The sequence below is a fragment of the Pantoea sp. GM01 genome (assembly GCF_000282675.1).
GTDB classification, from domain to species: Bacteria; Pseudomonadota; Gammaproteobacteria; order Enterobacterales; family Enterobacteriaceae; genus Pantoea; species Pantoea nemavictus.
In genome coordinates this window covers 102,761-117,380 of record NZ_AKIU01000035.1, presented here as the reverse complement: position 1 = coordinate 117,380, position 14,620 = coordinate 102,761, and the positions used below count along the sequence as shown (strand labels likewise).

At 51.5% G+C, this 14,620-nt stretch carries 13 protein-coding genes; 4 read left to right on the top strand and 9 right to left on the bottom strand.

The genetic code is table 11. The annotated features are described in order from the left end of the window. Position 1: 1 nt before the first annotated feature. From nuoC to lrhA, 4 genes are all read right to left on the bottom strand, one after another. On the bottom strand, positions 2-1,801 hold the full coding sequence (gene nuoC / locus PMI17_RS10785; protein ID WP_007889320.1) for an NADH-quinone oxidoreductase subunit C/D: 1,800 nt from the start codon (positions 1,799-1,801) through the stop codon (positions 2-4). A 116-nt stretch (positions 1,802-1,917) separates the two neighbouring features. Next, the gene (locus PMI17_RS10780; protein WP_007889318.1) at positions 1,918-2,598 is read right to left on the bottom strand and encodes an NADH-quinone oxidoreductase subunit B family protein; all 681 of its coding nucleotides are present in this window, start codon (positions 2,596-2,598) and stop codon (positions 1,918-1,920) included. 15 nt (positions 2,599-2,613) lie between these two features. Next, on the bottom strand, positions 2,614-3,057 hold the full coding sequence (locus tag PMI17_RS10775) for an NADH-quinone oxidoreductase subunit A (protein WP_007889316.1): 444 nt from the start codon (positions 3,055-3,057) through the stop codon (positions 2,614-2,616). Between the two features lie 660 nt (positions 3,058-3,717). Then, positions 3,718-4,641, bottom strand: a complete 924-nt coding sequence (lrhA, locus tag PMI17_RS10770) for a transcriptional regulator LrhA (protein WP_007889314.1) — start codon at positions 4,639-4,641, stop codon at positions 3,718-3,720. 970 nt (positions 4,642-5,611) lie between these two features. On the opposite strand from lrhA, the gene PMI17_RS10765 reads away from it, so the two are divergent. Next, the gene (locus tag PMI17_RS10765) at positions 5,612-6,829 is read left to right on the top strand and encodes a pyridoxal phosphate-dependent aminotransferase (RefSeq protein WP_036620879.1); all 1,218 of its coding nucleotides are present in this window, start codon (positions 5,612-5,614) and stop codon (positions 6,827-6,829) included. A 129-nt stretch (positions 6,830-6,958) separates the two neighbouring features. Next, positions 6,959-7,558: a 5'-deoxynucleotidase gene (gene yfbR / locus PMI17_RS10760; RefSeq protein WP_007889310.1), complete on the top strand. Its 600-nt coding sequence runs from the start codon at positions 6,959-6,961 to the stop codon at positions 7,556-7,558. A gap of 26 nt (positions 7,559-7,584) precedes the next feature. Here yfbR and PMI17_RS10755 read toward each other — a convergent pair whose 3' ends face one another. The 3 genes from PMI17_RS10755 to yfbV form a co-directional block, all read right to left on the bottom strand. Next, the gene (locus PMI17_RS10755) at positions 7,585-8,244 is read right to left on the bottom strand and encodes a sugar phosphatase (protein ID WP_007889308.1); all 660 of its coding nucleotides are present in this window, start codon (positions 8,242-8,244) and stop codon (positions 7,585-7,587) included. Positions 8,245-8,258: 14 nt separating this feature from the next. Beyond that, a complete protein-coding gene (locus PMI17_RS10750) occupies positions 8,259-8,753 on the bottom strand; it encodes a YfbU family protein (protein ID WP_007889306.1) in 495 nt (164 codons plus the stop codon). Positions 8,754-8,904: 151 nt separating this feature from the next. Continuing rightward, a complete protein-coding gene (yfbV, locus tag PMI17_RS10745; RefSeq protein ID WP_007889303.1) occupies positions 8,905-9,357 on the bottom strand; it encodes a terminus macrodomain insulation protein YfbV in 453 nt (150 codons plus the stop codon). Positions 9,358-9,695: 338 nt separating this feature from the next. Between yfbV and ackA the strand changes: the two genes are divergently transcribed. Beyond that, positions 9,696-10,898 (top strand): acetate kinase, encoded by a 1,203-nt coding sequence (gene ackA / locus PMI17_RS10740; protein WP_007889300.1) that lies wholly within the window; start codon positions 9,696-9,698, stop codon positions 10,896-10,898. Between the two features lie 73 nt (positions 10,899-10,971). Next, positions 10,972-13,116 carry a phosphate acetyltransferase gene (gene pta, locus PMI17_RS10735; protein ID WP_007889297.1) on the top strand — a complete coding sequence of 715 codons (2,145 nt, stop codon included), beginning with the start codon at positions 10,972-10,974 and terminating at the stop codon, positions 13,114-13,116. A gap of 65 nt (positions 13,117-13,181) precedes the next feature. Here pta and yfcD read toward each other — a convergent pair whose 3' ends face one another. Together yfcD and yfcF are read right to left on the bottom strand one after the other, a co-directional pair. Next, positions 13,182-13,727, bottom strand: a complete 546-nt coding sequence (yfcD, locus tag PMI17_RS10730; RefSeq protein WP_007889295.1) for an NUDIX hydrolase YfcD — start codon at positions 13,725-13,727, stop codon at positions 13,182-13,184. 111 nt (positions 13,728-13,838) lie between these two features. Further along, complete coding sequence (gene yfcF / locus PMI17_RS10725) at positions 13,839-14,480, bottom strand: glutathione transferase (RefSeq protein ID WP_007889294.1); 642 nt, start codon at positions 14,478-14,480, stop codon at positions 13,839-13,841. Positions 14,481-14,620 lie beyond the last annotated feature (140 nt).

Below are 14,620 nucleotides of genomic sequence, written 5' to 3'. Positions count from 1 at the left end.
ATTAGCGGTCCACGTCTGACATAACAAAATCGATACTACCGAGGTAAACGATCAAGTCGGATACCAGGCTGCCGCGGATCACCGATGGGATCTGCTGCAGGTGCGGGAAGCTCGGCGTACGCACGCGGGTGCGATAGCTCATGGTGCTACCATCGCTGGTCAGGTAGTAACTGTTGATCCCTTTGGTCGCCTCAATCATCTGGAAGGATTCGTTGGCCGGCATCACCGGGCCCCACGAAACCTGCAGGAAGTGGGTGATCAGGGTTTCAATGTGCTGCAGCGTGCGCTCTTTCGGTGGCGGCGTGGTCAGCGGATGATCCGCTTTGAACGGGCCTTCAGGCATGTTGTTCAGGCACTGTTCCAGGATACGCAGTGACTGCCACATCTCTTCCATTTTCAGCTGAACGCGGGTGTATGCATCACTGATGCCTGCGCCAACGGGAATTTCGAAATCGAAGTTTTCGTAGCCTGAATACGGACGCCATTTACGCACGTCAAAATCTAAACCGGTAGCGCGCAGACCAGCACCGGTGGTGCCCCATGCCAGCGCTTCATCCATGTTGTACGCCGCAACGCCCTGCGAACGGCCCATCAGCACGGTATTGCGCAGTGCAGCTTTGTCGTACTCTTTCAGACGCTTCGGCATCCAGTCGAGGAAATCGCGCAGCAGGCGCTCCCAACCTTTTGGCAGGTCATGCGCGACGCCGCCAATACGGAACCACGCTGGGTGCATACGGAAGCCGGTGATCGCTTCAACCACGTCATAGATTTTCTGACGATCGGTGAAGGCGAAGAACACCGGCGTCATGGCGCCGACGTCCTGAATAAAGGTGGAGATATAGAGCAGATGGCTGTTGATGCGGAACAGCTCGGACAGCATCACGCGAATCACATTGACGCGATCCGGTACGGTGATGCCCGCCAGTTTTTCTACTGCCAGCACATACGGCATTTCGTTGACACAGCCACCGAGATACTCGATACGGTCGGTGTACGGAATGTAGCTGTGCCAGGATTGGCGCTCGCCCATCTTTTCAGCGCCACGATGGTGGTAGCCAACATCGGGAACGCAATCGACAATCTCTTCACCATCGAGTTGCAGAATGATGCGGAAGGCACCGTGCGCAGACGGGTGGTTTGGACCGAGGTTGAGGAACATAAAGTCCTCGTTGGTAGTGCTACGCTTCATGCCCCAATCTTCAGGCTTGAAGGTCAGCGCCTCCATCTCCAGATCTTCTTTCTGTTTGGTCAGTTCGAAGGGATCGAACTCGGTGGCACGCGCCGGATAATCTTTACGCAGCGGATGGCCTTCCCAGGTCTGCGGCATCATGATGCGCGTCAGGTGCGGGTGACCATTGAAGGTAATACCGAACATCTCCCATGTTTCGCGCTCATACCAGTTGGCGTTGGCGAAAATTTTGGTGATGGTTGGCACATTCAGATCGTTTTCAGACAGCGCCACCTTGAGCATGATGTCGCGGTTGCGTTCAATCGACAGCAGGTGATAGAAAACGGAAAAATCCGCGGCGGGCAATCCGGCGCGGTTAGTGCGTAAACGTTCATCAAAACCATGTAAGTCATAGAGCATGACATACGGCTTTGGCAGCTTGCGCAGGAATTCAACGATTTCCAATAGCTGTTCACGCTTCACCCAAACTACCGGAATGCCGGTGCGGGTGGCCTGAACGGTAAAGGCATCCGGCCCAAAACGGTTACGCAGCTCGCCGACCACTGGATCATCCAGATGATCGCGGGTTTGCCATGAAGGCTGTGCGAGATCTTGCGTGGTTAAATCAGTCATACGTTACTCACCATTCCGGCCTGTAATCAGGCGCTCAAAAGAAGGCGTCAGGATGGCGGCGCACATTAAATTGTGATGTTCTGCTGCGGCCGTGGCTCCATCCGTGAACGGGAAGCTTAAACTTCGTCTGGCGTTCTCAGGTTGGTGACGGCAATACGCTCACCACGTTTCCTTTCACGCTCTGGCTGCATATTGGCGCGGTAAACACCTTGATCGCCAACCACCCACGACAGTGGACGACGCTCTTTACCAATCGACTCACGCAGCAGCAGCAGCGCTTGCATATACGCTTCAGGACGCGGTGGGCAGCCTGGGATATACACATCCACCGGCAGGAATTTGTCTACGCCCTGCACTACCGAGTAGATGTCGTACATACCACCGGAGTTAGCGCATGCGCCCATGGAGATCACCCATTTCGGCTCCAGCATTTGGTCATACAAACGCTGAATAACCGGCGCCATTTTGGTAAATGGCGTGCCGGCAATCACCATGAAGTCAGCCTGACGTGGTGAGGCGCGCATAACTTCCGCACCAAAACGTGCCACATCATGCACCGCAGTGAATGACGTGGTCATCTCCACGTAGCAGCAGGAGAGACCGAAGTTATATGGCCACAGAGAGTTTTTACGTCCCCAGTTCACCATGTCATGCAGAGCGTGTTCGAGCTTGCCCATATAGACGCTGCGGTGAACGTGCTGCTCCAGCGGATCGGTAACAATTTCCTGTTTCTGCAGAGGATAACGATCGTTATCGCCGCCCCCGTTCGGGTCTACGCGTGTCAGCGTGTAGTCCATCTTATTGCCTCGCTTTTACTGCTTATGAGGGTTGGTGTGGCTGTGACTGACCGGGACAGATTTGACGACTACGCGACGACGCGCAGGAGCCCAATCCAGCGCACCGATGCGCACCAGATAAACCAGGCCTGCCAAGAGCACCAAAATGAAAATTGCGGCTTCGACAAAGCCGACCCAACCGCTTTCGCGGATAGAAGTCGACCATGCGTATAAATAGAGGGCTTCAACGTCGAAGATGACGAAGAACATCGCAACCAAATAGAATTTTGCAGAGAGGCGAATATGAGTGTCACCGACCGACTCAATACCCGATTCGAACGGGGTGTCTTTGTGTCGCGCACGCGCACGTCCACCTAACAACCAGCCACCGGTCAACATGAAGGCACACAGGCCAAATGCGATAACGATAAAAACAATAAATGCCCAGTGATGAGCGATCACTTCTGTAGTTGTCGACATACTCTTTGCTTACTCATCAAAAGTGGTGATGGCATCCTGCACTGTTGCAGCAAACACACCACATCGATTCAAGGGAAGGATAAAAAACCTTATAAAGTTTGCTGTCATTAGCAATAAAGCAGCAATTTTATAGGGGTTTTTACTCCTTTCTATAACCTTTTGTCAACTTTGACAAAAGTATCCAAACATTATTTTACAGCTGCAGCATATTATTAACATTCACCTCTGCGATCGCCAGCTAAATCGCTTCAGTTTGTGAGGTTAATTTTAGTGTAGCGGGTATTCACATGCATGGATCGTGCATTTAACAATCATATTTTGACAGGTCTTGTCGAAGATTCCCCCCCCTTATCAGGGGTATTTTTTTGATCCAAAGCACATAAATGGGTTTTATGATGCAAAAACCAGCGTTACAAACGGGCAAATGCCCTGGGAAAGAGGGCACAAATTGATAAAATCATTCCATCCTGAAGAAGAATGGAACGCATTCTATATTTTAAGATGATGAGGAAATCTTCGACAGGAAAATTGGTCAAAAAAGGTCGACAAACGGGCATAAAAAAAGCCTTAGCGGGTAATTAATTCGCTAAGGCTCATTTATCTAAGTTTTAACAATTAACCGGTATTCCATTTAGGAGGAATTATCAGTTACTGCAGTACTTACTCTTCATCATCCAACAACAACGTACCGTCTGGATTAGCACTCAAATTGTACGGATCGTTGGTGGACTGCATGGCATTGAAAATAGCCAGCGCCAGTTCGTTATCGCTGTCTGGATTACGGCACAGCAAATACTGGGTATCCGGCAGCACTGGCAAACCTTCCGCCGCTCCCATCACTCGCAGCTCTGGGCTCATCATTTCAACTGGACGTGCTGTCACACCCAAACCGGCCTTAACAGCTGCACGTACCGCAGCTAACGTAGACGCGACATACGAGATGCGCCACGGAATTCCAGCTTCGTTGAGGTGATCAATCGCCATATCGCGATAAGGGCTTGGCTCATCCAACAGAACCAAAGGAATGGCTTCACCGCGCTGGAAGATATAATCCGCCGCGCAGTACCACAACGTGGGTGAAGTTCGCAGTACCTGATGGGTAAAATTGCCTGGGCTGGACGTGGTCACAACCAGATCAACTTCACCTTGGTTTAGCATTTCCATCATGAACGGGTTGCGTTTGACACGAACATCAATGGCCAGCTTCGGATAAACCGACGTTACGCGATTAAGCAGGAACGGCAGAATGGTATCTGAGGTATCATCTGAAGCGCCAATGGTCAGAACGCCCTGGATGTTGCTGTACATTAAAGAGGTGCAAGCTTCGTCGTTAAAACGAAGGATTTTCCTGGCGTAACCCAGCAGTTGAATGCCATGCTCCGTCAGCAATTTATTACGTCCATGTCTGGCAAACAGCTCTTTACCTACCAATTGTTCCAGACGTTGCATCTGCTGGCTCACTGCTGACTGCGTTCTGCATACCGCGGCAGCGGCCGCTGCAAAAGTATTCAGATCGGCAACGGCAACAAATGTACGCAGCAGATCGAGGTCGAGATTCAGTATCGGACGATTTGCATTAGTCATGTTTTTTTCTTCACTTATAAGATTTTTTAAAACTACTACCCTGGTGTATTACCCGACTTATCAAAGAGATAAGAGGCAATGGTGCTTAATGACAGCCCTGTGTTGAGGCTGCCACGAAAAAATTTTGTTATGCGGATGCCGACGATCGCACCACTCTGAGATCAGAGCAGCGTCGTCATTATAGACAGCAGAACTTCTGGGCCGGAAACGTATGTCGTACAGGTGCTGGAAGCTGCGTAGTTGTCTATGTATCCCGCGTAAAGTCCCTGCGGGTCAAAAAGAAATAACATCATGTTAAGCAGATGCGAAGCGATAAAGTGCATCAAATAATAAATTATACTTAATCATTTTTACGCTATAAATGGAAATGTTTTTGTTCAAAACATTGCAATTTTTGACCAAAAGCCTTTTCGCACACATCCTGCCATAACGCTGCTCTTATTTTAAGCCCCCCAGGTTCTGAATCTTAAACACTTGCGTTAAAGTTACAGCACAAATGCTATTTTACCCGTGTTTTACACCACATTTGTCTCATTGCTGGAGCTTAATCCTATCCCTGAAAACTGAATGAGAATGAACTGCATTTTGTAACACCAGTTAGAGCTTAACCATTAACCGACGTTTTTTCGCCATCTAACAAGAATCACTTAACTATTTCATTAGGTCGCTAATTTTTTTATAAGCCAATTGTGACTGAAAAATTTCTGAATAGTCCGCCATGCTGATGGAAGAAGGCATTTACACGTCTGCCATAGCTAAGCAGTGTTTAATCTTACCAATTACTGCATCCCTGAATTAATGAACCAGATTAATAGAATTCCAATGACTTTTACGCCATGCGGCGCGGGAAAAAATGGCAAATGCGCCAAAACCAAGCGCTGCCCTTCTTTTGTTAAGGTGAGAAGAGTAAATTGGGCAAGTTTGATTTTTGGTGGCAGGTTAAAGGACTCTGCCCTTAAAGGCGGTAATGATGAATTTTCAAATTGATAAATCCGGCAAGCTGGAAAATGTCTGTTATGACATCCGTGGTCCGGTACTGAAAGAGGCTAAACGTCTCGAAGAAGAAGGCAACAAAGTTCTCAAACTGAACATCGGTAACCCCGCCCCGTTTGGTTTTGAAGCGCCTGATGAAATTTTGGTGGATGTCATTCGTAATCTGCCGAGCTCGCAAGGTTACTGCGACTCAAAAGGTCTGTATTCGGCGCGTAAAGCGATCATGCAGCACTATCAGGCGCGCGATATGCGCGACGTTACTGTCGAAGACATTTATATCGGTAACGGTGTATCGGAACTGATTGTGCAAGCCATGCAGGCATTGCTTAACAGTGGCGACGAAATGTTAGTGCCCGCACCCGACTATCCGCTTTGGACGGCTGCAGTTTCGCTGTCGAGCGGTAAAGCGGTGCATTACCTGTGTGATGAATCGGCTGGCTGGTTCCCAGACCTGGATGATATTCGCAGCAAGATTACGCCGCGCACGCGTGGCATTGTCATCATCAACCCCAATAATCCCACCGGCGCGGTTTATAGCAAAGAGCTATTGCTGGAGGTTGTTGAGATTGCACGCCAGCACAACCTGATTATTTTCGCCGACGAAATCTACGACAAAATTTTGTACGACGAAGCTCAACATCATTCGATTGCAGCACTGGCGCCAGACTTGCTGACCGTAACGTTTAACGGCTTGTCCAAAACCTATCGCGTGGCGGGTTTCCGCCAGGGCTGGATGGTATTGAATGGGCCGAAGAAACATGCCAAAGGTTATATTGAAGGGCTAGAAATGCTGGCCTCGATGCGTCTGTGTGCCAACGTTCCGGCACAGCACGCAATTCAAACGGCGCTCGGCGGCTATCAGAGCATCAGCGAATTCATCGCCCCAGGCGGTCGTTTGTATGAGCAGCGTCAGCGTGCGTGGGAGTTAATCAACGATATTCCTGGCGTCAGCTGCGTCAAACCGCAGGGAGCGCTTTACATGTTCCCGCGTATTGATGCCAAGAAATTCAACATCTTCGACGATCAAAAGATGGTACTGGATTTCCTGTTGCAAGAGAAAGTGCTGCTGGTTCAGGGGACCGCTTTCAACTGGCCGTGGCCGGATCACGTGCGCATTGTTACGCTGCCGCGCGTGGACGATCTGGAGATGGCCGTAAGTAAGTTTGGGCGCTTCCTGCAAGGGTATCGCCAGTAATCGGTGACACGTCTGTATCCGTGGATATTCAAGTCCTCTCATGGGGACTTGAATTATTTAGGGTATAGTGATCGTATTTCGGGGAGAGCGTTCGCTTCGCTCTCCCCGCCATGCGAACAGGAACCGTCCATGACTCGTAGCCATTTTTTTGCCCATCTCTCTCGCCTCAAACTGATCAATCGCTGGCCGCTGATGCGTAATGTGCGCACCGAAAACGTCTCCGAACATAGCTTGCAGGTGGCGATGGTCGCTCATGCACTCGCCATCATTAAAAACAAAAAGTTTAACGGCAACCTTAATGCTGAGCGTATCGCGATGCTGGCGCTCTATCATGATGCCAGCGAGGTGCTTACCGGTGATTTACCTACGCCAGTGAAGTATTACAACGCGCAGATCGCGCACGAATACAAAAAAATTGAGAAGATCGCCCAGCAGAAGCTAATAGATATGTTGCCAGCTGAACTACAGGACGCCTATCGCCCGTTGATCGATGAACACTTGCATACTGAAAGTGAGCAATCGGTGGTGAAGCAAGCGGATGCACTTTGCGCCTACGTAAAATGTCTGGAAGAGTTGTCGGCGGGCAATAACGAGTTTCTGCTGGCGAAAGCGCGCCTGGAAAAAACGCTCTCACAGCGTCGCTCGCCGGAAATGGACTATTTCGTTGAGGTGTTTATCCCCAGCTTTAGCCTGTCATTGGATGAGATTTCGCAAGATACCCCCTTATAAAAAACGGGCCGTTCAGGCCCGTTTCATTATGCATTGATTGAGAGCGTAAACTCGCCGCTACTCTCTTTCGTCACCTTTACAGGTTCCAGCGTCGTAACGCGAAACGCCACGTCGTTGAGACGCGGCGAATCTGCTGGTGCATTCACAGCAACGACCGCGCTGCCCGCCTCTAAACCTGAAATGATGCCCGCTGGCGCATCCTCAACTACAACGCAGTGTGTCGCCGAAAGCCCTAAACGTTCCGCGCCCAGCAAATAAGGCTCTGGATTCGGCTTGCCATGCTTAATATTCTCAGCGGTGATAAAGACTTCTGGCATCGGCAGATTTGCCGCTTTATGGCGCGCGTGCGCTACCGGAATCGAACCGGACGTCACAATTGCCCAGGGAATCTGTAACTCGTTCAGCGTAGCGAGTAACGCTAACGCACCCGGAATGGCTTGCACCCCTTGCGTATCCTCAGCCTCTAAGCGTTCAAGCCAAAGGAACTCCGCCTGGATTGCCTCTTCCGATTGTCCCGCCATGAAATGGCGCAGCGAATTGATAGCAGGCTTTCCATGTATGTAGCTCAGGACCTCATCCGCCGATAAGCCGTGGCGCTCGCCCCACAGTGACCATGCGCGAATCACTGCAGGCAGTGAATCCACCAGCGTGCCGTCTAAATCAAACAGAAAACCCCTGTACTTCACACATCGCTCCTTATTCAGGCATTGATAATCTGCGCGATCTCATTCGCGCTGAGATGATACTGACGTGGACAAGTTTGCCACACCGTTAGCATACGTTGGTATTTTTCCCACATCGGTGTTTGCGCATTGAAACCGTGCGTGCCGGAATCAAAGTGGGTGTAGCGTCCCTCAACATTCACCATAAATCGTACATAACCGAGGTAACGCGCTTCCGTGGCGGCATCAAATCCAAGAAACGCGAGGCGGCGCTCGTCAATAGAACTGCCATCTTTCAGGTTCGACCAGGAAACATGCAGCGCATGGTGCATTTCCATAATATCGATGAGCTGGCGACAAGTGGCTTCCGTTAACTCGCCGAATTCCTTGTCCAGTTCGCGTAACTGCAGGCCGTAGCCGCGCTCAATAATGGTTTGATAGCGGCGATAGCGCTCGGCGTTATCGGGCTCGAGCATTGCCATCATTTTATATTGGTTGGAAAGGATGAGTCGTTGCGCGTGGGTCATTTCCATGGTTTGCTCCCGGGCCGGCAAGGCCGCTTAAGATTTAAACAATGAAGAAATGATTACACAAGGAGAGTGATGCGTGTGTGTCCGCATCACTTTTCTTTGATTTGAACCGGGATTTGGCTCAAATTCTCTGCCCGGTAAAAGCGTAAGCAGATCAAAGATCGTCGAGGAAAGTGCGATCAAGCTGTTTAAAAGCGCGCTTTAATACGTCAGCGAGCGATTGGTAAGTCGGCTTACCGTCCACAGGCGCAATCGCCTGCCCCGCTTCTTCCAGCTTAGTGCGCACCTCATGAAACCACTGCAGCAGGGTTGGCGGCAAAGGCGTCACAGAGCGTTTACCCAACCACCACAAACCTTGCATCGGCAGGCTACAGGCAAAAAGCGCCGTTGCAATTGCTGGGCCGAGCTGTCCACCAAGGGCGATTTGCCACGTCAGCGTGAAAATTGCCAGCGGCGGCATAAAACGGATAGCAAAGCGGGTGGTATTCACAACACGATTTTCGGGAAACACCGGCGCCAGGCGTTTATCGGCAGGCCAGGTCTTCATGTATCGCTGTCCGCGCTGGAACAAGCTGAACCAGCCGGGATTGTCTGTCTCATTCGCCATGATAGACCTCAACAAAATCTGCAATATTTAAAATAAACCGATAACTACACAACTTTACGTGACATCCTTCAAAAGTTTTTGTCTTTGTGGGTGACAGTGAGTATTCTGACGCCGTTTAAGCAACATTACCGGAAGCATTAGCTCAATAAAAGAGCGGCCAGAGCCATGTTTCACTAAACGCTTATCAAAAATAAGCGTAAAATCACCAAAATTTTTTGCATGTCACTCAATTTTTGACTAGCACATGATGTTTATCATTAACCTACCAGCTTTCATGGGCTACGCTGTTAGTCTGATTGCGTTATTTTTAGCCACTATTTAACAAAATAGGTACTTCCATGTCGACGAAGTTAGTACTGGTTCTAAACTGCGGCAGCTCCTCTCTTAAGTTTGCCATCCTCAACCCAGCCACTGGCGACGAATATCTGTCGGGTCTGGCTGAATGTTTCCATTTACCTGAAGCGCGTATCAAATGGAAGCTGGAAGGCAGCAAACAAGAAGCCCCATTGGGTGCAGGCGCTGCTCATAGCGAAGCGCTCAACTTCATCGTTAAATCTATTCTGGCACAAAAACCAGAGCTTTCGGCACAAATCGCTGCAATCGGCCACCGCATTGTTCATGGCGGCGAGCAGCTGACGAAATCCGTCATTATCGACGAGTCTGTCATTCAGGGCATTAAAGATGCGTCTTCATTTGCACCGCTGCACAATCCCGCGCATCTGATCGGTATTGATGAAGCGCTGAAAAACTTCCCGCATCTTTCCGATAAAAATGTGGCGGTTTTTGACACGGCATTCCATCAGACAATGCCGGAAGAGTCCTATCTCTATGCTCTGCCCTACAAACTGTACAAAGAGCACGGCGTTCGCCGCTACGGCGCACACGGCACCAGCCACTACTATGTGACGCAGGAAGCCGCAAAAATGCTGAACAAGCCGGTGACTGAATTGAATATCATCACTTGCCACCTTGGCAACGGCGGTTCAGTTTCCGCAATCCGCAACGGTCAGTGTGTTGACACCTCAATGGGTTTGACCCCGCTGGAAGGTTTAGTGATGGGTACCCGTAGCGGTGATATCGATCCTGCCATCATCTTCTTCCTGCATGATGCACTGGGCATGAGCGTTGATGCCATTAACAAACTACTGACCAAAGAGTCTGGCCTGTTAGGTTTGACCGAAGTCACCAGCGACTGCCGCTATGTTGAAGATAACTACGCGACCAAAGAGGATGCCAAACGTGCGATGGATGTATTCTGTCATCGTCTGGCGAAGTACATCGGCAGCTACACTGCGCTGATGGAAGGTCGTCTGGATGCGGTGATCTTCACCGGTGGCATCGGTGAGAATGCAGCAATGGTACGTGAACTGGCGCTGCAGAAACTGGGCCTGCTCGGCTTCGAGGTCGATCACGAGCGCAACCTGGCAGCCCGCTTCGGTAAATCTGGCTTCATCAATAAAGAAGGCACTCGCCCAGCCGTGGTGATCCCAACCAACGAAGAGTTGGTGATTGCTCAAGATGCCGCGCGTCTCACCGCATAAAAACACTTCTCTCCGTCAGCTTAGGCTGACGGAGTTGTTTTAGACAGTCTGCAACACCTGAGAGGTTTCTATCGTGTCACGTACAATCATGCTCATTCCTACCGGCACCAGCGTCGGCCTGACCAGCGTCAGCCTCGGCGTGATCCGTGCTATGGAGCGCAAAGGCGTACGCCTGAGCGTATTCAAGCCCATTGCCCAGCCACGTGCGGGCGGCGATGCGCCAGATCAGACCACCAGCATTATCCGTAAAAGCTCCGCAATTCCTGCTGCTGAACCGCTGCAGATGTCACGCGTTGAGTCGCTGCTGGGTTCTAACCAGCAAGACGTGCTGATGGAAGAGATCATTGCCAACTACCACGCGAACGCCAAAGATGCCGAAGTCGTGCTGGTTGAAGGTCTGGTCCCCACGCGTAAACATCAGTTCGCCTCGGCGCTGAACTATGAAATCGCCAAAACCCTGAACGCAGAAATCGTCTTCGTGATGGCGTTGGGTAACGATTCGCCGGCCCAGCTGAAAGAGCGTATCGAACTGACGCAAAGCAGCTTCGGCGGCAGCAAAAACAAAAACATCACTGGCGTTATCATCAACAAACTGAATGCGCCAGTGGATGAACAAGGCCGTACGCGCCCGGATCTGTCAGAGATTTTTGATGACTCTTCCAAAGCGAGCATCGCCAACATCGATCCTAAGCAGCTGTTTGCCAACAGCCCGCTGCCGGTGCTGGGCTGTGTGCCGTGGAGCTTTGATCTGATCGCTACCCGCGCCATCGACATGTGCCGTCACCTGAATGCCGATATCATTAACGAAGGTGAAATCCAGACGCGTCGTGTTAAATCAGTGACCTTCTGCGCGCGCAGTATTCCGCACATGCTGGAGCACTTCCGTCCAGGCTCACTGCTGGTCACTTCTGCCGATCGTCCTGATGTGCTGGTGGCTGCATGTTTGGCCGCGATGAACGGCGTGGAAATCGGTGCGGTGTTGCTGACCGGCGGTTATCAGATTGAAGCGCCGATCGCGCGCCTTTGCGAGCGTGCGTTCCAGACTGGCCTGCCGGTATTTATGGTGAAAACCAATACCTGGCAAACCTCACTCAGCCTGCAGAGCTTCAACCTGGAAGTTCCTACTGATGATATTCAGCGTATTGAGAAAGTGCAGGAATACGTAGCCAGCTTCATCAATGCCGATTGGGTTGAATCGCTGACCGCCACCTCTGAGCGCAGTCGTCGTCTGTCACCGCCGGCATTCCGTTATCAGCTTACCGAATTGGCGCGTAAGGCCGGCAAACGCATCGTGCTGCCAGAAGGCGACGAGCCGCGCACGGTGAAAGCGGCGGCGATTTGTGCCGAACGCGGCATCGCTACCTGCGTGTTGCTGGGTAATCCGGAAGAGATTCAGCGCGTTGCTGCCGCTCAGGGTGTTGAACTGGGCAAAGGCATCGTCATCGTCGATCCAGAAGTGGTACGCGAAAACTATGTGCCGCGTTTGGTTGAGCTGCGTAAGAGCAAAGGCATGACCGAAGTGGTGGCGCAAGAGCAGCTGGAAGACAACGTGGTGCTGGGCACCATGATGCTGGAGAGTGGCGAAGTTGATGGCCTGGTATCAGGTGCGGTTCATACCACCGCGAACACCATTCGCCCACCGCTGCAGCTGATCAAGACCGCGCCAAACAGCTCGCTGGTCTCTTCCGTGTTCTTCATGCTGCTGCCGGAACAGGTTCTGGTGTATGGCGATTGCGCCATCAACCCGGATCCGAACCCAGAACAGCTGGCGGAAATCGCCATTCAGTCTGCCGATTCAGCCAAAGCTTTCGGTATCGATCCACGCGTTGCGATGATCTCTTACTCCACCGGCAACTCCGGTGCCGGTAGCGACGTAGAGAAAGTACGTGAAGCAACGCGCATTGCGCAGGAAAAACGCCCGGATCTGGTTATTGATGGTCCGCTGCAGTATGACGCCGCGATTATGGAAGATGTTGCCAAATCCAAAGCGCCAAACTCAGCGGTTGCTGGTCGCGCTACGGTGTTCATCTTCCCGGATCTGAACACCGGTAATACCACTTACAAAGCGGTACAGCGTTCTGCCGACCTGATCTCAATCGGACCGATGCTGCAAGGCATGCGTAAGCCGGTAAACGATTTGTCGCGTGGCGCACTGGTGGATGACATCGTCTATACCATCGCACTGACGGCGATTCAGTCACAGCAAGCCGAAGGCTAATCGCTTTCCTGCTCGCTTAAAAAGCAAAAAGGCGCCCGATGGGCGCCTTTTTTATCGCAGCGTAATTATGCTTCACTGCTCTGCTTGCGGCGTGCGGCATCACTGTTGCGGCTCAGCCACAGTGAAAGTGCTTTCAGCGAATCATCAGTGAACTCATCACAGCGCGCGGTGATCTCTTCCGGCGTCATCCAGAAAATCTCATCCACTTCTTCCTCTTGCATCGCAAACGGACCATGCGAGACGCAGCTAAACAGCCCGCCCCACACGCGACAATGCTGATCTTCGAAGTAAAATTGTCCGTGCTCAGCAAACGGAACGGCCGCGATACCTAATTCCTCTTCCGCTTCACGACGAGCAGATTCCAGCAGGTCTTCACCGCTCTGCACCACGCCGCCGGCGGTGGCATCAAGCATACCCGGCATAAAGTCTTTAATTTCAGTACGACGCTGCACCAGAATTTTGCCCATGCCATCATGCACCACGATATAGGTGGCGCGATGGCGTAGACACTGCGCACGCATCTGCGCACGGCTGGCCTGCGCAATGACTTCGTTCTCTTCGTTAACGATATCAACCCACTCGATACCATCACCTGCCGTTTGATCCACCATCCATAACCCTTTTCTGTTTTCGGCGTGCCCAGCACGCGCCTGATTGCCACGCTTTATTAGAATCTGCGGTAAGGTAATGCGTTCTTTTCGCCATCGCAAGGCGCATCGTGCTTAGCGTGTTTTACCGGATTCAGCCAACCACAACTGCACCGAAGCACGCTGCCACTGGAACTCGGCATAATGCTGCAACTTCACTGGCAGCGCGTCACCGTGCAGCGCCAGACGATTAATCATCACCGCTAAATCAGTATCCACAATCGACCATTCACCAAACAGGTTTTGCTGTCCCTCCGGCAGCAGACGCTGCACCGCAGCAATCAGTTTATTTGCGGCCTGCTCACCCGCTGGCGTGAGCGGTGCAAAGCGCTCACCGGCAAACAGCACTTCGGTGGGACGTTCCGATCGCAGCGGCATCAGATCGCTGCGCAGCCACGCCTGCACTTCACGTGCATGCGCCCGTTTTTCGCGGTCGCGTGGATAGAGTCGCTCGAACTCTGGCGCTGGAAAACGCTCCTCCAGATACTCAGCAATCGCTGAAGACTCCGTCAGAACCACCTCATCGATTTGCAACGTGGGTACGCGGCAGGTAAGAGAGAGTGCACGATAATCATCATCCCACTGCGCGTTCTGTGATAAATCGACGCGCTTGAGGGTAAAGGGAATCCCCTTCTCGGTTAGCGCAACATAAACCGACATGGCGTAAGGGCTGAAAAAGGAAGAATCGGACCACAAGGTAATGGTTGGATAATTCATTGGCTGCCTCAGGTAAGCGTCAGGTGTGCATCATGTTTACCGATTTTTATTTGTTAAGGCAATGGTGCGCTGGTCGGATGTTTAGGTGCTAAGGCCAGCGCTGACTACGCCTTTTTATTCATAAGCGTAAGCCCAGTCAC

Coding starts and splice junctions, on each gene's coding strand:
- PMI17_RS10765 (WP_036620879.1), top strand. CDS start 5,612: ATGAATTTTCAAATTGATAAATCCGGCAAGCTGGAAAATGTCTGTTAT.
- yfbR (WP_007889310.1), top strand. CDS start 6,959: ATGACTCGTAGCCATTTTTTTGCCCATCTCTCTCGCCTCAAACTGATC.
- PMI17_RS10750 (WP_007889306.1), bottom strand. CDS start 8,753: ATGGAAATGACCCACGCGCAACGACTCATCCTTTCCAACCAATATAAA.
- yfbV (WP_007889303.1), bottom strand. CDS start 9,357: ATGGCGAATGAGACAGACAATCCCGGCTGGTTCAGCTTGTTCCAGCGC.
- yfcF (WP_007889294.1), bottom strand. CDS start 14,480: ATGAATTATCCAACCATTACCTTGTGGTCCGATTCTTCCTTTTTCAGC.
- yfcD (WP_007889295.1), bottom strand. CDS start 13,727: ATGGTGGATCAAACGGCAGGTGATGGTATCGAGTGGGTTGATATCGTT.
- nuoC (WP_007889320.1), bottom strand. CDS start 1,801: ATGACTGATTTAACCACGCAAGATCTCGCACAGCCTTCATGGCAAACC.
- PMI17_RS10775 (WP_007889316.1), bottom strand. CDS start 3,057: ATGTCGACAACTACAGAAGTGATCGCTCATCACTGGGCATTTATTGTT.
- PMI17_RS10780 (WP_007889318.1), bottom strand. CDS start 2,598: ATGGACTACACGCTGACACGCGTAGACCCGAACGGGGGCGGCGATAAC.
- lrhA (WP_007889314.1), bottom strand. CDS start 4,641: ATGACTAATGCAAATCGTCCGATACTGAATCTCGACCTCGATCTGCTG.
- ackA (WP_007889300.1), top strand. CDS start 9,696: ATGTCGACGAAGTTAGTACTGGTTCTAAACTGCGGCAGCTCCTCTCTT.